The following is a 21,999-nucleotide window of genomic DNA, read 5'->3' on the forward strand; positions in this document are numbered from 1 at the left end:
CTGAGCTTTTTGTCGAAGCATAAGACAAATAAATTATCCCCTACCTCAATATACTCAACGTCCCTCGGTAAGTTTCCCCATCGTGTTTAATGATGTAGAAATAAACAGCAGTAGCTACATTATTGCCGTCCCATGAGGGATTATTTTTCCAATGTGCGACTTTCATACCCCACACATTGAAAATAGTAATGTCTAATGGCAAGCCTTTGGTATTGCCCAACTCCCAAGTATCATTGTTTCCATCGCCGTTGGGGGTAAATATGTTTGGAATAATTAGCGCACACGGTTCTACTTGAAGGGTTATTTTGCTTCGTTCTTCCGCAATACATTGGTCTATTTCTGTTTCTAAATAATACGTTTGGTTGTTTTTAACTTTAAAGGAATAAGCAAACCCTTGAAAAAATGGGATAGTTGCTGTTGGAGAACTGTACCAATTGAGTGTAGAAATGTGTTCCGGAAAATTGGGCACAATAGTTTGGGTAGTGTTTCGACAAAAAGTCGCTGTAGTATCTTTCATTACTGGCGGATCATTCACTTCTACTTTCAAGGTATCAGAATAATAATAATCACAAATTGAAAACCGATAGAAAGTTGTTTCTATTGGCTGATGGGTAGCAACAGTAGCCTCATTTAGCGGAAGCCAATCGATTTGGTTTATACTGTATTGCCATTTTGGATCGCCTTTAATGTTTTCACTTTTTAATGAAACAGTAGTTCCAAAACAAATTAATGAATCGCTGCTACTGATTGAACCAAGAGACAGATTATTGACAATGACTGTATCCAATAAGTTGTTCGTTGTGTCTTCATCTGCTTTTAAGCGAGCCACTATCTTAATTTGATAAGACTGGCCAATTACAGAAAGGTTAAATGGGTTTAAAGGGAATGAAACACTGCTGTCTTGCCCCAATAAATGACCGTTATGATTAAATGAATTATTGTTTATTTCTTGCTGAAAGCTCTGTATCACATTTCCATTGTCTAAAACTTCTGCAAAAATCACTACCGTATCTTTTGTAAAATCAAGGGAATCTACTCCATTATTTTTAAGGGATAGATTAAACAGCGTATTCTCGGTATAACAAGAAGATTCATTGAACAATGAATGGATTGAAATATCCTTTTTTAAGGGAATACTGTCACAGTGGCTCAGCCACACATTGTCAATGTAATAATAGGTAACTTTAAAATACAGCTCTTTTCCTCCATCTAGAATTGCAATAGTATCTACACTGTTATAGGGTGTAAAGTTGCCTAATGTCATGAATCGTTCACCTCCTTGGGCGGTGTATTGGAAGTTATACTCTAGCCAGTTAACTTTATCCGTAATGTAAGCAGTAGGAGAGACAATAATTTGGGGAGTAAAGTTTAATACTTCATTGTTATTGGTATTAATTAGATTATTTGAAAAGTAGATTCCAAATTGGTTTCTTGATGCTATTTGGCAAGAATCTGCCAAACTGATGTAAAATTGCAAACAATACGTACTGTCTTTCTTGAGTGTTTGTTTCAATCGGGCTTGCAAATATTCTCTTAATCTGAAAGATGCTGCATATTCGCCGATAGCAAGCCCCATATAAGCAATTCCTGTTTTCGGATATTGATAGCCTATTAAATTCAAAGGTACTCCTTTCGAGTAAGTGTCCCCTGGAACACCTACTTCAGGATTATAGGGTGAAAAATAATCGGGACTCGCTTGATTGGCAGTTGTCCAATCAGCAGGTAGATATAATGGCGTGATAATTCTAGGTAAAGTATCTTCAAAAGAATAATTCGGAATCAGATTCTGCCCCACAACTTGGGGACAAAATCCGATTCCGAATAAAATAAATAATGTGACTATTATTCTCATTCAATAATTAACTTACCACTGTGTATTGTTGCATCGTTTTTAACTAAACGATAGAAATATACCCCTGTTTTTAGTTCGTTTAAATGTACTATTTTCATTTCAATGCAAACTATCGGAGGATTAATCACTATTCAACTATTCTAAAACTTCAATAAACTCAACTTTAGTTGAATTGATAAGCATTAAATTCCCTTTGTCTCCTTCGACGGTGAAGCTCTGGATGACAAAGGTATCGACCTAGTATATTAAATATACCTAGTCAGTTCACTTGAATGTCCATTTAATTTGTCACATTGAGCTTTTTGTCGAAATGTTGGACAAATTAATCTATCATAGCTACTGCTAATCCTTTAAGCTCTCCCAAGACAAGCAAAGTTTTAAAATAATAATCTCAAATTTTTTATAAACGGTTTTGCGCTAGAAATTGATTTGATTAGTTTAGACCCATCAAATTCAATACCTATGAGTCACTTATTAGTTGCTGACAAAATCACCAAGAAATACCAATCTCATTTAGCATTAAATGAGGTCAGTATAGCAGTTCCAGAGCAATCCATCTTTGGATTATTGGGTCCAAACGGAGCAGGAAAAACCAGCTTGATCCGGATCATCAATCAAATCACAGGACCCGATAGTGGAACCATCCTTTTCGAAGGCAAACCACTCTCTAAATCCCACATCGAGCAAATCGGCTATTTGCCTGAAGAGCGTGGATTGTATAAGAAAATGAAAGTGGGCGAACAAGCGTTGTACTTGGCTCAGTTGAAAGGCATGGAAAAGTACGAGGCGAAAACCAAATTAAAACATTGGTTCGAAAAGTTTGACATTGCACCTTGGTGGAACAAACGAATTGAAGAGCTTTCCAAAGGAATGGCGCAGAAAGTTCAATTCATCGTTACGGTATTGCACGAGCCAAAACTGCTCATTTTAGATGAACCGTTTAGTGGATTTGACCCGATCAATGCCAATTTGATAAAAGAAGAAATATTAAGGTTGCGAGATAATGGTGCTACAATTGTTTTGTCTACTCACAACATGAGTTCGGTGGAAGAAATTTGTGAGCACATTGCATTGATCAATCAATCGAATGTGGTGCTAAATGGCGCAGTAAAACAAATCCAACAAGACTTTAAAGAAGATATTTTTGAGGTTACTTTCAAAGGAAATAAAATTGCGTTCACCAATGCCATGTGGACTGGTGCCGAATTACTAGACTCCAAAGAAAGTGAAGGCATTACCACCTCTACCGTTCGTTTATTGAACAATTTAAAACCAAATGATTTGCTTAAAGCAATTTTGCCAGAAGTAGAAATACTGGGTTTAAGAGAAATTGTACCAACGATGAGCGAAATTTTTATCAAAAAAGTTCAAGAAAAAACACAAGGAAGCCATGAATAAGACCGTCCTAATTATACAGAGAGAATACCTGACGAGAGTTCAGAAGAAGTCGTTTATTATCATGAGCATTCTCGGGCCACTTTTAATAGCAGCTTTGATGGTTGTTCCGGTTTGGTTGGCCATGCAAGATGAAGATAAGCAGCTCATCGAAGTGGTGGATGAAACTTCTATTTTCATCAATAAACTAGAAGATACCGAGAACTTATCGTTTGAATATAAATTCAGATCGTTGAGCAATGCAAAAAAAGACCTGTATTCATCAAATACTACCGCCATACTTTTTATCCCTGATGTGGCGATTACTTCGCCCAATACCATTCAGATTTTCTACAAAAAGAAGCCAAGTACTTCGTCCATGGGGTATATAAAATCTTCCTTATCGAATACCATTGAGGATAAAAAGCTACAAGACTTTTTTCAGATTAGTAAAGATCAAATCAATGCCATAAAAACTCCAGTTCGGATAGTTAGCAGCAAGCTAAAAGAAAGCGGCGAAGAGCAGCAAACCGGTGGTGGAGTGGCAATGGTTGTGGCGTTTGCTTCAGCAATTTTTATCTATTTCTTCATTTTCCTTTTTGGCGTTCAAGTGATGCGTGGTGTGATTGAAGAAAAAACCAGCAGAATTGTGGAAGTCATCATTTCATCGGTTAAACCTTTTCAGTTGATGATGGGAAAAATCATAGGCATTGCTTTGGTGGCATTGACACAATTTTTATTGTGGGTAGTATTATCTACTGCATTAGTTACTGGAGTTTCGTCCATTTTTGCAGATGAATTCGCAGCAGCGGAAAGAAACAAAGCAACCATCGAACAAATGAATCCAGATGCCGCACAATTGAGCTTGGACAAGAAAGAGAATTTTATTGCGGAGATCAAAAACAATATAGAAATGATCAACTTTCCGTTGATTTTAGGTTGTTTCCTCTTCTATTTCTTACTTGGTTATTTATTGTATAGTGCGCTTTTTGCAGCGATTGGTTCAGTGGTAGATCAAGAAGCAGACAGCCAACAATTCATGATGCCAGTCACGATTCCGCTTATTTTCTCCTTTGTGATTGCTCAAAATGTAATGGATAATCCAGACGGCCCTCTCGCCTTTTGGACTTCGATTATCCCACTCACCTCCCCCATTATTATGATGGTTCGAATTCCTTTTGGTGTTCAATGGTGGGAACTGGCTTTATCAATGGGAGTGCTTGTGCTAACCTTTATTGGAGCTGTTTGGTTTGCTGCAAAAATTTACCGTGTAGGAATTTTAATGTATGGTAAAAAAGTAAGCTATAAAGAAATTGGCAAATGGTTGTTTTACAAAAACTAAAATGAGAATAGCCATTATCGACATCGGAACAAATACGTTTAACTTATTAATTCAAGAGATTGAAGGCAATGCAACCACCTTGCTCTACAAAGATAAAATCTCTGTAAAGTTAGGCGAAGGAGGAATTAACGAAGGCGTGATTCAACCCATTCCGTTTCAAAGAGGAATAGAAGCCATTGGCGTTCACCTTGAAACTATCTACCGATTTGATGTAGATGAAATAGTGGCTTTTGCAACTAGTGCTGTTCGTTCAGCAAAAAATGGTGCAGAGTTTAAAACAGCTATTTTCGACCAGTACAATTTATCCATTGATATAATTGAAGGCGACAGAGAAGCCGAATTGATTTATAAAGGAGTGAAAGAAGCTTGTGATTTAACTTCTGACACCATACTAATTATGGATGTTGGTGGTGGCAGCACGGAGTTTATCCTTGCCAATCAAAATGAGATATTTTGGAAGAAAAGCTATAATATAGGTGCAGCTCGTTTATTGGATCGATTCAAACATTCAGAACCCATTATTTCTTCAGAGATTGAAACCATTCAAGATTATCTAGATTCGCAATTTGCCGAATTAAAAGACGCATTGAAAAAATGGCCAACAAGCACGCTAATAGGTTCATCAGGATCTTTTGAAACTTTGGCTGATATATTATCGCATAAAAATTTAAACAGAAGTATATTTGATTCACCATTTACTTCCATTCCTATGGATGTAAATCAATTAAAAGAATTATTTCCGGAACTATTGAGCAGAAATATCGCTCAGCGAATGGAAATAAAAGGAATGCTAGAATTAAGGGTTGATATGATGGTAGTGGTGACTATTTTCATCGACTACATCATCGACACTTTTCAAATTAAAGAAGTTATTTTATCCGACTATGCCATGAAAGAAGGCATACTAAAGGAAGTTATACAAAAAGAATTTTAAGACCATGAGCTCGATTTTAATAATAGATGACGAACGTCCGATTAGAAGTGCAATGCGCGACATTTTGGAATATGAAAAATACAAAGTAGACGAAGCAGAAGACGGCGCCATTGGAATCGACAAAGTGGCCGCTAACAAATACGACTTGGTGCTTTGTGATATAAAAATGCCCAAGAAAGATGGAATAGAAGTGTTAACACATATCTTAGAAAATCATCCCGAAGTTCCTGTTGTCATGATTTCAGGACATGGAACCATAGAAACGGCGGTAGATGCAATCAAGCAAGGTGCTTTTGATTATATTGCCAAACCATTGGATTTAAATCGATTATTAATCACCGTTCGAAATGCATTAGACAAAGGCGTATTGGTAGAAGAAACCAATAAACTTCGCAAAAAAGTCAATCAAAATAAGCTGACTGATATTGTTGGTGAAAGTGCAGAAATTCAAGAAGTAAAAAGCATGATTAACAAAGTGGCTTCTACAGATGCTCGGGTGTTAATTACAGGAGGGAATGGAACAGGAAAGGAATTAGTCGCAAGAAGTCTGCATCAAAACTCTTCACGTAAAAATGCGCCATTCATCGAAGTAAACTGCGCGGCTATTCCATCAGAATTAATCGAAAGTGAATTATTCGGACATGAGAAGGGAGCTTTTACTTCTGCAATTAAACAGCGAAAAGGAAAATTTGAACAAGCAGAAGGCGGAACTTTATTCTTAGACGAAATCGGAGACATGAGTGCTTCGGCTCAAGCAAAGGTTCTTCGGGCATTGCAAGAGAATAAGATTACGCGTGTGGGTGGTGAAAAAGAAATTAAAGTTAATGTTCGAATACTGGCCGCTACCAACAAGGATTTAATCCATGAGATAAAAGAGAATAACTTCAGAGAAGATTTATACCACAGATTGAGTGTGATTTTAATTCATGTTCCTTCTTTGAATGAAAGAACAGATGATATTCCGGTGTTAGCGAATTATTTTCTTCAAAAAATATGCGATGAGAATGGGATGCCGAAAAAAGAATTTACCAAAGATGGTTTAAAAGCTTTACAGGAAATTAACTGGACAGGAAACATCAGAGAGTTGCGCAACCTGGTAGAACGACTTTTAATTTTGAGCGATCAAGAAATTGATGCAAAAACGGTTAATAAATACGCCAATCCAAAATAGAAGTGATAACTTATAAAGTCGGATTAGTTAATAAATAGTTTGACTTGGAATCTCATTTCTACCTTTATCGGCTTAAAATTGTACCATACAATATAGAATATGAGGGTACATTTTATTGCAATCGGCGGAAGTGCCATGCACAATTTAGCATTGGCATTACATAGTAAGGGTTACACTGTTTCAGGATCTGATGATCAAATATTTGAACCTTCCTACAGTCGGTTGGATAAAGTGGGAATATTACCCACTAAAATGGGATGGAGACCAGAATTAATCTCGGCAGATTTAGACGCGATTATCTTGGGAATGCATGCTCGTAAAGACAATCCAGAATTGCTAAAAGCTCAAGAATTGGGTTTGAAAATCTACTCTTATCCTGAATACATCTACGAACAATCCAAGGACAAGCAAAGAGTTGTGATTGGCGGAAGCCACGGTAAGACTTCCATTACTTCTATGATTCTTCATGTGCTGCATCATTTAAAAATACCTTTTGACTATTTGGTTGGAGCTCAATTGGAAGGTTTTGAACGAATGGTTCAACTTTCAGATGCACCACTTATTATTTTGGAAGGTGATGAGTATTTGTCCTCTCCTATTGATTTAACGCCAAAGTTTCTATGGTATAAACCACAAGTCGCTTTGTTGAGTGGAATCGCTTGGGATCACATCAATGTATTTCCCACTTTCGAAATTTACAAACACCAATTTCAATTGTTTGCAGAAACTATTCAACCCAATGGTAGTCTGATTTATTTTTCAGGTGATGAAAATTTGAATAAAATAGCCGAGAGCGATCTTGAAAAAATTACTTGCTTGCCATATCATACTCCTGAGCATACTATAGAGGATGTGCAAACGATTTTAACCAATTCAAATGGAAATATTCCTCTTTCTATTTTTGGAAATCACAATCTACAAAACCTAGAAGGCGCTCGATTGGTTTGTCAAGAAATTGGGATTTCAGCCACTCAATTTTATGAAGCGATCCAGTCATTTAAAGGTGCAGCCAAGCGACTGGAATTGATTGGGAACAAATCGAAGACAACGGTCTATAAAGATTTTGCACATTCTCCTTCTAAGCTAAAAGCTACGGTGAATGCTGTAAAGAATCAGTACAGAAAAAGAAACGTAGTTGCCTTAATGGAATTGCACACATTCAGTAGTTTGAACAGTGAATTCTTGCAGCAATATGAAGGAAGTATGAATGAAGCGGACGAAGCAATCGTCTATTACAATCCAAAAACAATTGCTCATAAAAAGCTAGATCCTATTTCAATTGAAGAAGTAAAAGCAGCTTTTAATCGATCGGATTTGAAAATTTACACTGATTCTAACCAACTCCAATCTGATTTATTGGGAAAAAGTTGGGACAACAGTGTATTGCTATTGATGACCTCTGGAAATTTTGATGGTGTTAATCTGAATGAATTTGGCGAGAAAATTATAGAAACGGTTTAGTGTCCGAAACCTTTCATTTTTCTTACAAAGAAAGTAATCAAGGCAGAATAGAATCCACCAATGATTAAAAAGATTACTAAGGATACTGTACTTTGAAAGTAAGGTGATAATACAAACTCCCCAGCCTTTTTAACTTCTTCAATATTCGTATTCCCTGCAGCTTCAGCCTCTGCAACTTTTTGTTGAAGCATAATGGTGAAATAGTCGGGATCGATAAATGTGTAATAAGAATAAATAAAAGCAGACATCAAGATCGCATAAATTGCCGTCACCTTCATGCCTGCTTTAAAGTCATCTACAAAAGCAGAGGTTCCCCCTACTTTCAATTTGTGATTTCTAATTGTAATAAAAATAGCTGTCATCAATAGAAAGACATAGCCCAAACCTAAGTATAGATCAAAGTCTGTAAACTGCTGACCAGTAAAGAATACAATCATCTTCAAGACCACAGAAAATACTGTGAACCATACTGCAGTAGAAAAAACTGTTTTAGTCATCTATTGAAAAATTTAAACGAAAATCGTTTAGCTATTCATTGAAATTAAAAACTCTTCGTTATCTTTTGTTTTGGTAATTCTATCCTTCATGAACTCCATCGCTTCTACAGGGTTCATATCGGCGATATGATTACGTAAAATCCACATGCGCTGAACAATATCCTTAGACAATAACAATTCTTCTTTACGTGTACTAGAAGAAACAATGTCAATGGCAGGATAAATTCTTCGATTAGAAATCTTACGATCCAATTGAAGCTCCATGTTACCGGTTCCTTTAAATTCTTCGAAGATTACTTCGTCCATCTTAGAACCTGTTTCGGTTAATGCAGTTGCTAGAATGGTTAATGAACCACCATTTTCAATTTTACGAGCAGCTCCAAAGAAACGTTTAGGTTTGTGCAATGCATTGGCATCAACACCACCTGAAAGCACTTTACCTGATGAAGGAGAAACTGTGTTGTATGCTCTTGCCAATCTAGTGATTGAATCCAATAAGATCACAACATCGTGACCACATTCTACCATTCTTTTGGCTTTTTCCAAAACAAGGTTTGCCACTTTTACGTGTCGTTCAGCTGGCTCATCAAATGTAGAAGATACCACTTCAGCATTTACGCTTCTAGCCATATCGGTCACCTCTTCTGGACGTTCGTCAATTAAAAGTATTAACAAATAAACTTCTGGATGGTTGGAAGCAATGGCATTCGCCACTTCCTTCAATAAGGTGGTTTTACCAGTTTTTGGTTGTGCTACGATTAATCCTCTTTGTCCTTTACCAATTGGTGTAAATAAATCAATCACACGAGTTGAAATTCCAGACTTAGAGTGACCAGTTAGATTAAATTTCTCGAAAGGAAACAAAGGTGTTAAATAGTCAAAAGGAACTCTATCTCTAACGAAATCAGGAGTTCTTCCATTGATTTCATCTACTCGGATTAATGGAAAATATTTTTCACCTTCTTTCGGAGGACGAACACTTCCTTTTACTGTATCACCAGTTTTTAAGCCAAAAAGCTTAACCTGTGATTGAGAAACATAAATATCATCAGGTGAATTCAAGTAATTGTAATCAGAAGATCTTAAAAACCCATAACCGTCAGGCATCATTTCTAAAACACCTTCACTAACAATAATTCCATCGAAGTTAAAGCCATAATCTGCTTTAGTCTTGGATTCTCTTCGTTGATTTGGGTGTTGATTTGGATTGGAGTTGTTATTTTGATTCCCATTCTGTTGTTGATTGGGATTCGAGTTATTCTGCGAATTCTGGTTCTGATTCGGGTTTTGATTTGGATTTGGCTTTTTGGGTTGCCTTGGTTCCGGTTGAGCTTCTTTTGGGCTCGCATTCTTTTCAGCAGCTTTTGCTTCAGCTCTTTGTTGCTGATGTTGCAATTTCTGCTGTGGATCGGCTCTAGGCTTTTCTTCAGGAGGTGTTTCCTTTTTCTTAAAACGAATTTCCTTTCGCTCTGTATTTGGCTTTGGCTGTTCCTTTGGTGCGGTTGCTGCTGCCACTTTTGCAGCTTCATCCTTCTTTACAGGCTCCTCAGTTTTCTTAGCTACAGTTTCTTGCTTTTTAGGCTCAGCTGTTTTTGGCTTTCTACTTCTTAGCGGTTTTTTTGTTTCGCTAGGAGTAGTATCTTTTTTGTCTGATGGCGCTTTTTTTATTGGCTGAATAGCTTGTTGATCAAGTATTTGATAAACTAACTCTTCTTTTTTCAGTTTATTAGACTTTTTGATATCTAATTCTTTGGCAATTTCTTTTAGCTCAATTACCGTCTTCTGATTTAACTCAAGAATGTCGTACATTAATATGAAAATGTTGAAATAATAAATTTATACTTTGAAGTTCTTTTAGTGAACTGACAACGCGAGAACGTGTCATTAATTCAATACTCAAATCAAGAAAGCTTGAGTAAATAATCAATGCAATTATACTAATTTATTTAACAACATTAAGATTTCAATCGATATATATTCTCAATAATTTCGACCACCTTCAAGCCTTCCAGAGAATTGGTAGAAACAAAATTTCTGCCTTTTAACGTTTCGATAACATTATCGATAACAAAATGATGATTGGCTGCGCTTCCTTTATATTTTCCGTAATCATTGGCCGGCAAAGTTTCTTCCAAAGTTGGCATTTCATACCCTTCAATATTACACACTTCGACTTCATTCATGTATTGACCACCCACTTTTATACTTCCTTTTTGACCGATAATAGTGATGCTACTTTCCAAATTATTGTTCCATACAGAAGTGGAATAATTGATGCTTCCAGCTCCTTGCTTTACAAAATCAAAATGAATGATACCCGAATCCTCAAATTCAGTTGTTTTTTGGTGGTTGAAGTCATAAAATTTTGCTCCAATATTTTTAATGTCACCAAATAACCAAAACATGGTATCAATAAAGTGACTAAACTGAGTAAATAAAGTTCCTCCATCACTAGAAAGTTTTCCTTTCCAATAAGAAGCATCGCCTCCTTTGTAATAATCGTCGTCTCGGTTCCAATAGCAATTGATCTGAACCATATAAATTTCACCTAAAATGCCATCTTCCACAACCGACTTCAGCCATTTTGCAGGTGGACTGTATCTATTCTGCATCACACAGAACACTAGCTTATTCCTTTTTAATGCTCTAAATAATACTTCTTCAGCATCTTGTTTTGACAAAGCCATAGGCTTCTCACAAACTACATGAAAATTAGCATCCAATGCATCTATTGATTGTTTAGCATGCTCCCCATTTGGAGAACACACATTGACCACATGAATCTCTGGATGTTTCGCTAACATTTCCTGATGAGTAGCATATACAGGAACTCCAAACTCTTGCTTCAACTCTTCGTGCACTGATATATCAATATCTGCAAGCGCTACCAAATTTGAGAATTCATTCTTCACAACCATAGTTGCATGTCTTCTCCCAATTCTTCCAGCGCCTATTACGGCAAAATTCACAATTCCGTCAATCATAACTTGCTCACTATTTTTAAAACCCGAAATTACACTATTTTAGAATTAATCATAAAATTTTTTTACAAAATGCAATTCTCTACTTTTGTAACTTAACAATTCTCAAAAATGACAGTACTTGTAACTGGAGGAGCGGGATATATAGGCTCTCACACTATAATTGAATTAATTCAGAAAGGATACACGAACATAATTGCTGTAGACAATTATTCAAATTCAGAGGAAAAAACGTACGAAAGAATTGAAGTAATTACCAATCATAAAGTACAGTATTACTCGATAGACCTTACAAACAAAGTTGATTGCGAACAACTATTCAAAGAAAATAAAATCGACTCTGTGATTCATTTTGCAGCATTTAAGTCTGTACCGGAATCTGTTGAGAATCCTTTGGCGTACTATAGAAACAATTTAGAATCTCTTATTAATTTGCTGGATTGTTGCAGCAAATACAATTGCAAAAAAATAATATTCTCATCATCTTGTTCCGTTTACGGAAACTCAAAGGAATTACCAGTAACTGAAACAACCTCATTGGGAATTGCAGAGTCCCCTTATGCACAAACAAAATTTATAGGTGAGAATATCATTCGTGATACTGTAAAGTCTAATTCTAATCTAAAAGCTATCATATTACGTTACTTCAATCCTGTAGGTGCACATATATCAGGAGTAATAGGAGAACCTGCATCAGATCGCCCGAATAATTTAGTGCCTTATATTACCCAAACTGCTGCCGGTTTAAAGGATATACTTCAAGTTTTTGGAGGAGATTATAATACAAAAGATGGAACTTGTATTCGTGATTATATTCATGTGATGGATATCGCAGATGCACATGTGTTAGCCCTAGAATATATTTCTAAATCAGTAAACAACTGTGAAGTATTTAATCTAGGAACCGGCAATGGAGTGACCGTCTTAGAAGTAATAAAGAGTTTTGAAAGTATAACTAATTTAAAACTCAACTATGAAATTGTAGCTAGAAGATTAGGAGATGTAGAAGCAGTGTATGCAAATAATGAAAAAGCAAAAGAAGTATTAGGTTGGAAACCTAAATTTAGTTTGGACGACATGATGGAAAGCGCCTGGAAATGGCAACAACATATACTGAGTAAAAATAATTAATGGTGGTATTTTTCTCCTTTAATGATAGTATGAGCTCTGTAAAGTTGTTCTAGAAAAAATAACCGCACCATTTGGTGTGTCAATGTCAATCGAGATAAACTGAACTGAAAATTAGCTCTAGCGTATACTTCATCACTAAATCCAAAAGGTCCGCCAACTACAAAAACAATATTAGCAAGCCCCGAATTTTGCCACTTTTGAATCTGACCCGCGAATTGCTCCGATGAAAGGGATTTTCCTTTATCGTCCAACAATACTAAAAAATCTTGCTTTTCAATATTTTGGAGTAATAATTTCCCCTCTTCTACTTTTTGCATTTCTTGAGAGGCAAATTTTAACTTCTTTGGAAGCTCAAGTATTAGTGTATCAAATTTAGTATAGTGCTTTAATCGACTTTCATACTCAACAAAACCCCTTGCAATATAATTTTCCTTGGACTTGTTAATTAGTATCAGTGAAAATTTCATAGAGGAAAACTATTTTGATTAACTTTAAATTTTAAACGGTATTTCTAGCCTTGGCTTAATTATTGTCAAATATAACTCATGAAATTAAAACAATTACTCCCACTTATATTTATAGTTGTCATTTCTATTCAAAGCGCAATAGGGCAAGATAATACAGAAATAAGTAATGCGTTGAGTAATGGCAATTCGAAAGTGCTTTCAAAATATTTCAATGAAAATATTGACCTTAAAATCCCCGGAACTGATGGTGTTTTCAATAAAATGCAAGCAGAGTTGATTTTAAAAGATTTTTTCAGTCAGAATAAGATCACTGAATATGAAGTAAAGCACGAAGGTAAATCAAAGAATGATTCTTACTATTTGATAGGTGAAATGTCCCTTTCCAATGAAAAATACAGAACCTACATCCTATTAAAGAAAAAAGATAACTCATTCAAAATATTAGAGTTTAATATAGAATTAGACGAATAATTCCCTATGAATATAGATCAACTGATTGAATCGGCATTGTCAGAAGATATTGGCGATGGTGACCACTCTTCCTTATCATGCATCCCATCTGAAGCTCAAGGAAAAGCAAAATTATTAGTAAAAGAAAAAGGCATTTTAGCCGGAGTTGAAATTGCAAAAAAAGTATTTTTTAGAGTAGACACCACCTTAGTTATAGAACAAATTCTTAAAGATGGCGATAAAATCCAACCAGGCGACATTGCTTTTTATGTTGTAGGATCTTCCCAATCAATACTTAAGGCTGAACGATTGGCTTTAAATTTCATGCAACGGATGAGTGGAATTGCTACCCATACAAATGAGCTTGTGACTATTGTGGGTGAATTACCTTGCAAATTGCTAGACACTCGAAAGACAACACCTGCCTTAAGAGAAATTGAGAAAATGGCTGTGAAGATTGGAGGCGGAGAAAATCACAGATTTGGACTGTATGACATGATAATGTTAAAGGATAATCACATCGATTATGCCGGTGGTATTTCGCAAGCCATTTCAAAAACCAAACAATACCTTTTAGACCACAATAAATCGTTGAAAATAGAGGTGGAAGCCAGAGACTTAGACGAAGTGAAACAGATTCTAAATGAAGGTGGAGTCGATCGAATTATGTTGGACAACTTTAACTATGAAGATCTTAGAAAGGCTGTTTCACTAATTGGTGATTCGGCAGAGACAGAAGCTTCAGGTGGAATAACTAAAGAGACCTTGAGAAGCTACGCAGAATGTGGAGTGGATTACATTTCTGTAGGTGCATTAACCCATCAAATCAATAGTTTAGATTTAAGTTTGAAGGCAGTATAATTATGATAGAAAAATTAAAGAAGTGGGCTTTAAATCTTCCATTCGTTTCCTCTGCAATTGCATTGTCTAAAAGATTAGTATTGCCAGGTTTCGATGGACTTCCGATATTTTATGTTGGAATTTTCTTTTGGAATGGAATTCAAAAAGGACTTTTGGCAACAAAAGCCTCTTCTCTAGCCTTTAAGTTCTTTATGGCTATATTTCCTACCATTATATTTTTAGTAACCTTAATTCCATTGATTCCGATTAATAATTTTCAATTGGAATTATTGGCTATACTCAATGATTTATTACCCACTTCTGCCTATAATTTTGCTGAAGAAACACTCATAGAAATTATAATTCAGCCGAATCAAGGTTTACTGTCTTTTGGTTTTATCTTCGCGATATACTTGGCTACAAATGGCTTAGATGGCTTATTAACAGCATTTCAAGATAGTTACAATACAACTTTCAAAAGAAGTGCTATAAAACAGAAGTTACTTAGTGTTCTATTGTTGTTTATTATTACACTGCTATTGGTTATTGCAATTGCAGCGATTGTCAGTTCTGAAGTAATCCTATACTACTTCCTAGATGAAAAGCAAATCTTTGCAACCTACTTATTAATGGCTGGTAAATGGATCATTATTGCAGCATTGTGCTTTTTTGCAATTTCATTCATGTATTATATCGGAGGAAACCGAAAAATGAAATGGCGCTTCTTTAGTGCAGGATCATCTTTGGCAACCGTTCTGGTTTTGATAGTTTCTTTAGGATTTGCCTTTTACGTTGATAATTTTGCGAACTACAATAAAATCTATGGATCAATTGGTACACTTATCGTGATTATGCTTTGGATTTACTTCAACTCACTCGTTCTCCTGATTGGATTTGAATTAAATGCGAGTATTCAACAAGCGGGATCAATTCGAGAAGTGAAAGAAACTTTTGAAGAAGAGGCTATTGCTAGTCAATCAACTTAAGATTTTTTAGCCCTTTTCTGTAAAAAGAGGTGATGTCTTCTGAGATATTAAAGGCTAAAACTGGAATCGCCACAAACAGGGTGATGATGGTGCTTTTGTATAGCGTATCCAAAATAAAGTTATCTAAGTCTGGAAGATAAGTTCCTAAGACAAATGCCAAAGAAAGTAACACTAAGGCTTTCAATGTGTTCCAGTTGAAAGGCTGAATGCCTAATTTGTTCTGTACATAAAAGTAACGTACAACGTTGAAAACTACAATAGAAATAAGTGTTGCAGCGGACGCTCCTTCAATTCCCCAAATTGGAATCAACAATGCGTTTGACATAATTGTAAATGCCGCCAATAACAAACTCGTAGTGGTATCAAAACGATAATATTTTGTTATGAATAAAATCTGAGAGTTTAGTCCAAAACTCATGTTAATCACTTTAGATAATCCCAACAATAAAAACACATACTTTCCGGTGGCAAACACCTCTTTTTGTATAAAATATAGATTATCTAGACTAGTCCAAATCAATACAAACAATAAACCACCAATTAATAATTGATTCAAAGAAGACTTATGATACAACTCCCCTATTTTATCAATTCTTTTTTCTTTCCAGTAGTTTGAGATCAAGGAAATAGATATTTTTCCTATAGCATCAGCTGGCAAATAAATTAACGTACTAATAAAATAGGCATTGGTGTATACCGCATTCGAAGTCAAGCCTAAGTAAAAACCAATCATGATTGCATCAAACTTATTGATCAAGGCGGATGAAACACCACCTAAAATAGAATATGCACTATAATTGAAATAAATGCGACGAACTCGTTTGGTAAAGAATTGATTTCTAAATTGAAATTTAAACTCCCCTTTCCAAATAAGATAACCAATAAAGAGCAGAACATTTAAAGCATAACTACTAATAACCAACACAATAAATCCATAGAAATCAATCCAATGAATGTAATACAATACCATCAATATGGTTATTACCAATCTATTGAATACATTCTTTAAAAAAGCAGAAAATATTGTAATTGACTTAGCCTGGAGATAGCTTTCAAAAATAGACTGATACAGTATAAAAAATATGAGCGGAAATATGGCCCAATAAAATTGTTCAAATAAAGTGGAATCTCCATCAAACTTAGCAATGACATTATCTTTAAAAACAATTAAAAGCAGGGCAGAACTTAGAAACCCAATAAACGGAATAATTAATCCAATTGAAAGTAGGCCATTATCTCCTTCTTTGGAATTTCGATTAAAGAAAGGAAAAAACTTTACTAAACTCTGAAAAGTTCCTAAATGGGCAAATTGTGCGACTACGACAGCAATGTCCAAAATGAAATTCCGAAGCCCTAACTCCTCGGGACTAAACCAATTCGTCATCAGGTAAGCAACATTCACAAAGCCAATAGCGAACCCAAAATAGTTGAGAAAAGTAGACCAACTAGCTTGCCTTGAAACAATACCCAAAATCTAAAGTTTAGTATGTAAAATGATCTGACAAAAGATTAAATGTCTAAAAAAGTGATTACTTTTTAATCGATAAATGATCAGTGATGTAATGCAACAATAGAGAATGTCCGATCTCTACTCTTCCATAATGCTCACTGTTTAACCACAAATTGAAATGACCTTCAGACCGAAGCGGATTGTGTGATTTAAATCCAGAGAATGAAATCACCTTAGCTCCCCTCTCCTTTGCCACCTTACATGCGTTAATAATATTTATAGAATTCCCTGAACTACTGATTGCAATGACTACATCATTTGCTTCAATTAGTGTTCTAAAAGGCTGAGCAAATACATTCTCATAACCATAATCATTGGCCATACAGGTCAATAAACTATTGTCGGTAATGGCATGAGCTTTAAAACCACAAGCGTTCAAAAAATCGATTGCTCCATGAGAAACAATACCGCTACTCCCACCATTTCCAACTAAATACACATTTCTTCGGTTAGACCGAGTTTCGTTCAATAGCGCATTAATTTGACTGAATGCATCATCTAAATCTACTGAAATCTCATTTTCAACGGATGCTTTTGTCTCTGCTAACACAGAATTAAAAGAGTTTAAGTATTCTTTAAACATGATTTTAAGCTAATAAGGTTTTTATATATTTTAATAAATCTGTACGTTGAATGTAAGACTTATTTCCGATTATTTTAACAGCCATAGCTCCAACTGCATTTCCAACAAAAGCTATTTCTTCATTAGAAGCTCTCGACTCTGCTAAAAGAGAAGTAATTGATAAATAAGCATCACCTGCTCCTATCGTATCTACAACATCTGTGTTAAAAATTGGAGCTTCAATATAATTTCCATCAGCAGACATTACACTGGTCCCTTTTACGCCAAGAGTAATGGAAGACACTTTAGAATGCGTTAGGTCTGTTAGTTCTTTTTGTATTAACTTAATATCATGAAATTTATTGTGAACCGCTAAGTGAGCTTCCCCTTTATCTATTGAAAAGTAGTCACACTTTGGGTATTTAGTCAATAAATTATAGCCTAAATTCGCACTATTTGTTTGTGCATTTACTGCTAAAAATGAGGCATTTTTAGAGATAGAATCAATTACCTTTTTACTCAAAACTCCATGGCCAAAATCTGCGATCAGACTCAAGTCACAACCTTTTGAGTAGTTTTCTATTTCTATAATCAATTTATCCTCAATTTCTTCAGATAAAGGATTGTCATTAATTTCTATTACTTCAAATAGTTTGTGTTTAAATACTCGATCTACAATCCTAGATTTAAGAACAGTTGGTCGCTTTGGAGTAAAAACAGTAACTAATTTTACTTTATCGTGTAGGTTTTCATTGATTAAATCCAAATACTCTTTGTCCCTATTTTTGCCATAAGTCGTTACCAATATCACTTCATCCACAAAATCGGCAACATGATTGGCCACAGCTAAAACTCCGCCGGCATACACTTCATTCTCACACTTTATTGCAGTAATTGTTGGTGATTTAGATGCTTTTCCAATTGGATCGACAAATTGATATTCATCCATGATAATGTCCCCAACGATCAACACTTTTTTATTTGAAATTTGATCGAATAAACTTTTGAAATGGTCAGCGTTGTATTTTTCCTTTATATTGGCTAAAAAGCTTTTTGCTAAATCATCTTTAACATCAAAAAATTGATTGATAAGATTTGAAGAACTAAATTGAACTTCTTCAGTAAAAACCAGCTTTCCTCCTTCCTTTTCAACTGCATTCTTTTCTAAAATAATACCACCGGATACATCCTGAGAAGAATCTTTATAGTCTTGTCCTTTAACATAAAAGTCAGGCTTGATCGCTTCAATAGCTGTAATTGCAGTTGGTGAATAGTTCACCGCAACAAAATCCACAATTTGCAATGCCGCTAAATTATGAGCTCGAATACTGTGATTGAAAAATGGTCGATCAGGACCTTTATTCACAAAACGATCTTCAGTAACCGTAACCACTAAGATGTCACCAAACTTCTTAGCTGCCTCAAAATGTTTCAAATGCCCGTGATGAATCAAATCAAAACATCCATGGCAGTGAACCACCTTTTTACCCTTTAACTTCTTCTCTTCTAGCACTTTTTCAATACTAGACAAATTCATTACTTTCTTCTTCACAGTCAATTTGCTTTCTAAGATAAAATCCTGATTTATTCCTCAGTGTTTACTTTAGGTATTTAAACCAATCTTTGGTGGCTTCTTCGATGGAATTACTATCCCAAACTGGTGCCTCTCTCCAATAATCAATATTGTTAATCATATTTTGAACACCTTCCTCTAAACTCACTTTAGGGCTCCAACCTACTACATTTTTAATTTTGGTAGTATCCGCAAAGGTACAATCCGGCTCACCTGGACGTTTTGGGATATATGTCTTTTCGCCTCCTAATAATTCAACTAATCGATTCACTGAATAGTGATTATTACTTCCTACATTAAAGTCTTCCCCGATAGCAGCCTCACATTCAGATGCTGAAACACATGCATCTACGATATCCGTAACATAAGTAAAGTCTCTTGTTTGTTCTCCATTTCCAACAATGGTGTATGGCTTTCCTGCTAATTTTTGAGCCAAGAAAACACCAAAGACAGCACCATATGTTCCACTGGTTCTTGAACGAGGTCCATATACGTTGAAAAAACGCATTGACGTGGTTGGTAAATGGTATATTTTATTCCAATGTTTTACATATTCTTCTCCAATATACTTGGTTAAAGCATACGGATATTGCGGATCAATTGGCGTATTTTCAGGAGTTGGATATACCTCTGGAATTCCATAACATGAAGATGATGCCGCATAAATAAATCGACCTATTCCGTGTATTCTTGAAGCTTCGAGCACATTAATCGTCCCATCGACATTTGATCGGTGGTACTTTTGAGGCATTTGAATGGAAGGTACAATATCAGCTAAGGCCGCTATGTGAAATACTTTATCGACCCCTTTAAAATGAGGTTCAATTTTCTCAAAATTAGCGATGTCTTCAATCACAACTTGCAATGAAGTATTCCCTTTTTGATGCGCTAAGTTCTCTATTCTTCCTGTTGAGCAATTATCGATAACGATCACCTCGTGACCATCATCGAGTAACCGATCGACCATGTGACTTCCAATGAATCCACACCCTCCTGTAACTAATATTTTCATTCTAATTTTTTATAATTAATGCACTTCCTACCTTATCAAAAAGCGGAACGACAGTGATATTATTCTTTAAAGCAAATTCGTCTACTGCCTTTTTTGTACCTACATAATTTCCATTATAATCGTGAACTAGCAACACACCACCTCTCACTATATTCGGATAAAAATGTTCTAAGCCAGCCTTAATCGGATTGTATAGGTCAGCATCTAAATGCACAAATTTCCATTGGATATTTTCATATCCTTTAAACGTATCAGGAAAATATCCTTTTACCAATTTTAAAGTTTCAGAGTTGTTTTTTCCATCTATAACTTCTCGGGTTACTGTGTCAATTGAGGTGTTTGAAAAATGACCTTTTTTCGTTTTTACACCAATAGTACTTTCAAAAGCAACATCTTTTTCGTCGAAACCTTCAAATGTATCAAAACAATATAAAGTCTCCTTTTGATTTTTATATTGATACATCAATCGTGCAGTACCTCCACGATGAGTTCCTAACTCAGCTAATTCCCCATCTAAATGGCGAACTCTTTCAAGTAATAGGATAAACATAGCGACACGATTAGAATCTCCTAAAGTCCAACCAAACCCACTATTAAATCTTCTTTGAGCTTTCCTAAAATAATTTCCATTATCTGCAAACAAGCGATCAGGAAGCTCTTGTATATAACATTCTCTAGGCAGAAAAATAGCCAAAAACTTAACTAATAACTTATTGTAAATGTGACGAACAAGAATTAGATTCTTTTTTATTCTATGAATCATGGCTGAAAAAATTATTCACTGACTCACAAATATAATTCACTTGATCATCTGTTAATTTGGGATATACAGGAATACTTAAAATTCGTTTTACTTGAGATTCTGTAACAGGGTAACTGTCTTTAGCACTTCGATTATTCTTAGCTGCTTCTTGTTTGTGAATGGGAATTGGGTAATGAATTTTAGTATCAATGCCTTTATCTTGTAAATATGCCTTCAATTCATCCCTTCTATCAGTTTTTATGATAAAAGTATGATAGACTGCTTTTTCATACTCCTTATCTTGAGGAACTTCTACCAAATGACCGAATGAACTTCTATACTTTTCGGCAATAACCCTCCTTCTATTCGTCCAATCTGGTAAACGAAGAATCTTAATATTCAAAATAGCTGCTTGAAGAGCATCAATGCGTGAATTCATACTCCAAAACTCACACTCATCTCGACTTTTGTGTCCATGAGAACGTGCCTTTAGCAAATACTTATAATACTGCTCGTTATTCGTTGTAATCATCCCGGCATCGCCAATTGCAGAAAGGTTCTTTAGCGGATGAAGGCTAAATGAACCCATATCACCAATTCCCCCTACTACTTTACCTTTATATTCAGCGCCAACGGCCTGTGCCGCATCTTCTATCACAAATAGATTGTGCTTCTTTGCAATCGCCATCAACTCATCCATTGGAGCAGGTCGCCCAGTTAAATGAACAGCGATAATCGCTTTAGTTTTGGCAGTTACTTTTTTCTCTACTTCTATCGGGTCTAAATTAAAATCATCCCGAACATCTGCAAAAACAACAGTTGCTCCTATTAATTCAATTGAGGAAGCCGAAGCCAAATAAGAATTTGGAGCAGTAATCACTTCATCTCCTGGACCTATCCCCATCGCCTTCATAGATAGTATAAGACTATCCGTACCATTACCAACTCCAACAGCATACTTGGTTCCACAAAGTGTGGCAAACTGCTTTTCAAATTTCTCTACTTCATCACCCAAAATAAACATTCCACTGTCTATCACTTGAGATACTTTTGCTAAGATCGCTTCTTTGTCTTTAATATGCTGAAGGCTCAGATTTATATAAGGAACTCTCAT

20 protein-coding genes are annotated in these 21,999 nt (G+C 35.4%); 9 read left to right on the forward strand and 11 right to left on the reverse strand.

Going from position 1 to position 21,999, the window contains the following annotated elements; genetic code table 11:
- Positions 1-40: 40 nt before the first annotated feature.
- The gene (locus ACTB0X_RS16415) at positions 41-1,852 is read right to left on the reverse strand and encodes a T9SS type B sorting domain-containing protein (RefSeq protein ID WP_463026119.1); all 1,812 of its coding nucleotides are present in this window, start codon (positions 1,850-1,852) and stop codon (positions 41-43) included.
- 462 nt (positions 1,853-2,314) lie between these two features.
- On the opposite strand from ACTB0X_RS16415, the gene ACTB0X_RS16420 reads away from it, so the two are divergent.
- From ACTB0X_RS16420 to ACTB0X_RS16440, 5 genes are all read left to right on the forward strand, one after another.
- The gene (locus ACTB0X_RS16420; protein WP_463026120.1) at positions 2,315-3,250 is read left to right on the forward strand and encodes an ABC transporter ATP-binding protein; all 936 of its coding nucleotides are present in this window, start codon (positions 2,315-2,317) and stop codon (positions 3,248-3,250) included.
- Positions 3,243-4,568, forward strand: coding sequence for an ABC transporter permease (locus ACTB0X_RS16425; RefSeq protein ID WP_463026121.1), 1,326 nt, complete (start codon positions 3,243-3,245; stop codon positions 4,566-4,568). The genes ACTB0X_RS16420 and ACTB0X_RS16425 overlap by 8 nt, the downstream gene beginning before the upstream one ends.
- 1 nt (position 4,569) lies before the next feature.
- A complete protein-coding gene (locus tag ACTB0X_RS16430; protein WP_463026122.1) occupies positions 4,570-5,502 on the forward strand; it encodes a Ppx/GppA phosphatase family protein in 933 nt (310 codons plus the stop codon).
- A gap of 4 nt (positions 5,503-5,506) precedes the next feature.
- On the forward strand, positions 5,507-6,673 hold the full coding sequence (locus ACTB0X_RS16435; protein WP_463026123.1) for a sigma-54-dependent transcriptional regulator: 1,167 nt from the start codon (positions 5,507-5,509) through the stop codon (positions 6,671-6,673).
- 99 nt (positions 6,674-6,772) lie between these two features.
- Positions 6,773-8,134: a UDP-N-acetylmuramate--L-alanine ligase gene (locus ACTB0X_RS16440; RefSeq protein ID WP_463026124.1), complete on the forward strand. Its 1,362-nt coding sequence runs from the start codon at positions 6,773-6,775 to the stop codon at positions 8,132-8,134.
- Here the strand turns inward: ACTB0X_RS16440 and ACTB0X_RS16445 are convergent.
- From ACTB0X_RS16445 to ACTB0X_RS16455, 3 genes are all read right to left on the reverse strand, one after another.
- Entirely contained in the window at positions 8,131-8,631 is a 501-nt protein-coding gene (locus ACTB0X_RS16445) for a DUF4199 domain-containing protein (RefSeq protein WP_463026125.1), read from the reverse strand. The genes ACTB0X_RS16440 and ACTB0X_RS16445 overlap by 4 nt on opposite strands.
- 27 nt (positions 8,632-8,658) lie before the next feature.
- Positions 8,659-10,440, reverse strand: coding sequence for a transcription termination factor Rho (rho, locus tag ACTB0X_RS16450; RefSeq protein ID WP_463026126.1), 1,782 nt, complete (start codon positions 10,438-10,440; stop codon positions 8,659-8,661).
- Positions 10,441-10,586: 146 nt separating this feature from the next.
- The gene (locus ACTB0X_RS16455; protein WP_463026127.1) at positions 10,587-11,615 is read right to left on the reverse strand and encodes a Gfo/Idh/MocA family protein; all 1,029 of its coding nucleotides are present in this window, start codon (positions 11,613-11,615) and stop codon (positions 10,587-10,589) included.
- A gap of 108 nt (positions 11,616-11,723) precedes the next feature.
- Here ACTB0X_RS16455 and galE point away from each other — a divergent pair, with 108 nt between their 5' ends.
- A complete protein-coding gene (gene galE, locus ACTB0X_RS16460; protein WP_463026128.1) occupies positions 11,724-12,743 on the forward strand; it encodes a UDP-glucose 4-epimerase GalE in 1,020 nt (339 codons plus the stop codon).
- Here the strand turns inward: galE and ACTB0X_RS16465 are convergent.
- Positions 12,740-13,210 (reverse strand): 23S rRNA (pseudouridine(1915)-N(3))-methyltransferase RlmH, encoded by a 471-nt coding sequence (locus tag ACTB0X_RS16465; RefSeq protein ID WP_463026129.1) that lies wholly within the window; start codon positions 13,208-13,210, stop codon positions 12,740-12,742. The two genes, galE and ACTB0X_RS16465, sit on opposite strands and share 4 nt — an antisense overlap.
- A 78-nt stretch (positions 13,211-13,288) precedes the next feature.
- On the opposite strand from ACTB0X_RS16465, the gene ACTB0X_RS16470 reads away from it, so the two are divergent.
- The 3 genes from ACTB0X_RS16470 to ACTB0X_RS16480 are packed head-to-tail and all read left to right on the forward strand — an operon-like array spanning position 13,289 to position 15,486.
- On the forward strand, positions 13,289-13,681 hold the full coding sequence (locus ACTB0X_RS16470; protein WP_463026130.1) for a DUF4783 domain-containing protein: 393 nt from the start codon (positions 13,289-13,291) through the stop codon (positions 13,679-13,681).
- A gap of 6 nt (positions 13,682-13,687) precedes the next feature.
- A complete protein-coding gene (nadC, locus tag ACTB0X_RS16475) occupies positions 13,688-14,521 on the forward strand; it encodes a carboxylating nicotinate-nucleotide diphosphorylase (RefSeq protein WP_463026131.1) in 834 nt (277 codons plus the stop codon).
- A gap of 2 nt (positions 14,522-14,523) precedes the next feature.
- Positions 14,524-15,486: a YihY/virulence factor BrkB family protein gene (locus ACTB0X_RS16480; RefSeq protein ID WP_463026132.1), complete on the forward strand. Its 963-nt coding sequence runs from the start codon at positions 14,524-14,526 to the stop codon at positions 15,484-15,486.
- Here ACTB0X_RS16480 and ACTB0X_RS16485 read toward each other — a convergent pair.
- Genes ACTB0X_RS16485 through ACTB0X_RS16510 form a run of 6 tightly spaced genes read right to left on the reverse strand, consistent with a single transcriptional unit; the run spans position 15,470 to position 21,999 of the window.
- Positions 15,470-16,957, reverse strand: coding sequence for a lipopolysaccharide biosynthesis protein (locus ACTB0X_RS16485; protein WP_463026133.1), 1,488 nt, complete (start codon positions 16,955-16,957; stop codon positions 15,470-15,472). The genes ACTB0X_RS16480 and ACTB0X_RS16485 overlap by 17 nt on opposite strands.
- 58 nt (positions 16,958-17,015) lie before the next feature.
- Positions 17,016-17,579, reverse strand: a complete 564-nt coding sequence (locus ACTB0X_RS16490) for an SIS domain-containing protein (protein WP_463026134.1) — start codon at positions 17,577-17,579, stop codon at positions 17,016-17,018.
- A gap of 4 nt (positions 17,580-17,583) precedes the next feature.
- Entirely contained in the window at positions 17,584-19,110 is a 1,527-nt protein-coding gene (locus tag ACTB0X_RS16495; protein WP_463026135.1) for a PfkB family carbohydrate kinase, read from the reverse strand.
- Positions 19,111-19,156: 46 nt separating this feature from the next.
- Positions 19,157-20,143 carry an SDR family oxidoreductase gene (locus tag ACTB0X_RS16500; RefSeq protein ID WP_463026136.1) on the reverse strand — a complete coding sequence of 329 codons (987 nt, stop codon included), beginning with the start codon at positions 20,141-20,143 and terminating at the stop codon, positions 19,157-19,159.
- 1 nt (position 20,144) lies between these two features.
- Positions 20,145-20,906 carry a TylF/MycF/NovP-related O-methyltransferase gene (locus tag ACTB0X_RS16505; RefSeq protein WP_463026137.1) on the reverse strand — a complete coding sequence of 254 codons (762 nt, stop codon included), beginning with the start codon at positions 20,904-20,906 and terminating at the stop codon, positions 20,145-20,147.
- The gene (locus ACTB0X_RS16510) at positions 20,896-21,999 is read right to left on the reverse strand and encodes a DegT/DnrJ/EryC1/StrS family aminotransferase (protein ID WP_463026138.1); all 1,104 of its coding nucleotides are present in this window, start codon (positions 21,997-21,999) and stop codon (positions 20,896-20,898) included. The genes ACTB0X_RS16505 and ACTB0X_RS16510 overlap by 11 nt, the downstream gene beginning before the upstream one ends.

The organism is Acidiluteibacter sp., from assembly GCF_055129545.1.

Excerpts from the sequence above, each read along its gene's own strand:
- ACTB0X_RS16420 (WP_463026120.1), top strand. The coding sequence starts at position 2,315 with ATGAGTCACTTATTAGTTGCTGACAAAATCACCAAGAAATACCAATCT.
- ACTB0X_RS16505 (WP_463026137.1), bottom strand. The coding sequence starts at position 20,906 with ATGATTCATAGAATAAAAAAGAATCTAATTCTTGTTCGTCACATTTAC.
- ACTB0X_RS16430 (WP_463026122.1), top strand. The coding sequence starts at position 4,570 with ATGAGAATAGCCATTATCGACATCGGAACAAATACGTTTAACTTATTA.
- ACTB0X_RS16490 (WP_463026134.1), bottom strand. The coding sequence starts at position 17,579 with ATGTTTAAAGAATACTTAAACTCTTTTAATTCTGTGTTAGCAGAGACA.
- ACTB0X_RS16435 (WP_463026123.1), top strand. The coding sequence starts at position 5,507 with ATGAGCTCGATTTTAATAATAGATGACGAACGTCCGATTAGAAGTGCA.
- ACTB0X_RS16455 (WP_463026127.1), bottom strand. The coding sequence starts at position 11,615 with ATGATTGACGGAATTGTGAATTTTGCCGTAATAGGCGCTGGAAGAATT.
- ACTB0X_RS16440 (WP_463026124.1), top strand. The coding sequence starts at position 6,773 with ATGAGGGTACATTTTATTGCAATCGGCGGAAGTGCCATGCACAATTTA.
- nadC (WP_463026131.1), top strand. The coding sequence starts at position 13,688 with ATGAATATAGATCAACTGATTGAATCGGCATTGTCAGAAGATATTGGC.
- ACTB0X_RS16445 (WP_463026125.1), bottom strand. The coding sequence starts at position 8,631 with ATGACTAAAACAGTTTTTTCTACTGCAGTATGGTTCACAGTATTTTCT.
- ACTB0X_RS16480 (WP_463026132.1), top strand. The coding sequence starts at position 14,524 with ATGATAGAAAAATTAAAGAAGTGGGCTTTAAATCTTCCATTCGTTTCC.
- rho (WP_463026126.1), bottom strand. The coding sequence starts at position 10,440 with ATGTACGACATTCTTGAGTTAAATCAGAAGACGGTAATTGAGCTAAAA.
- ACTB0X_RS16415 (WP_463026119.1), bottom strand. The coding sequence starts at position 1,852 with ATGAGAATAATAGTCACATTATTTATTTTATTCGGAATCGGATTTTGT.
- ACTB0X_RS16425 (WP_463026121.1), top strand. The coding sequence starts at position 3,243 with ATGAATAAGACCGTCCTAATTATACAGAGAGAATACCTGACGAGAGTT.
- ACTB0X_RS16510 (WP_463026138.1), bottom strand. The coding sequence starts at position 21,999 with ATGAGAGTTCCTTATATAAATCTGAGCCTTCAGCATATTAAAGACAAA.
- ACTB0X_RS16470 (WP_463026130.1), top strand. The coding sequence starts at position 13,289 with ATGAAATTAAAACAATTACTCCCACTTATATTTATAGTTGTCATTTCT.
- galE (WP_463026128.1), top strand. The coding sequence starts at position 11,724 with ATGACAGTACTTGTAACTGGAGGAGCGGGATATATAGGCTCTCACACT.
- ACTB0X_RS16500 (WP_463026136.1), bottom strand. The coding sequence starts at position 20,143 with ATGAAAATATTAGTTACAGGAGGGTGTGGATTCATTGGAAGTCACATG.
- ACTB0X_RS16465 (WP_463026129.1), bottom strand. The coding sequence starts at position 13,210 with ATGAAATTTTCACTGATACTAATTAACAAGTCCAAGGAAAATTATATT.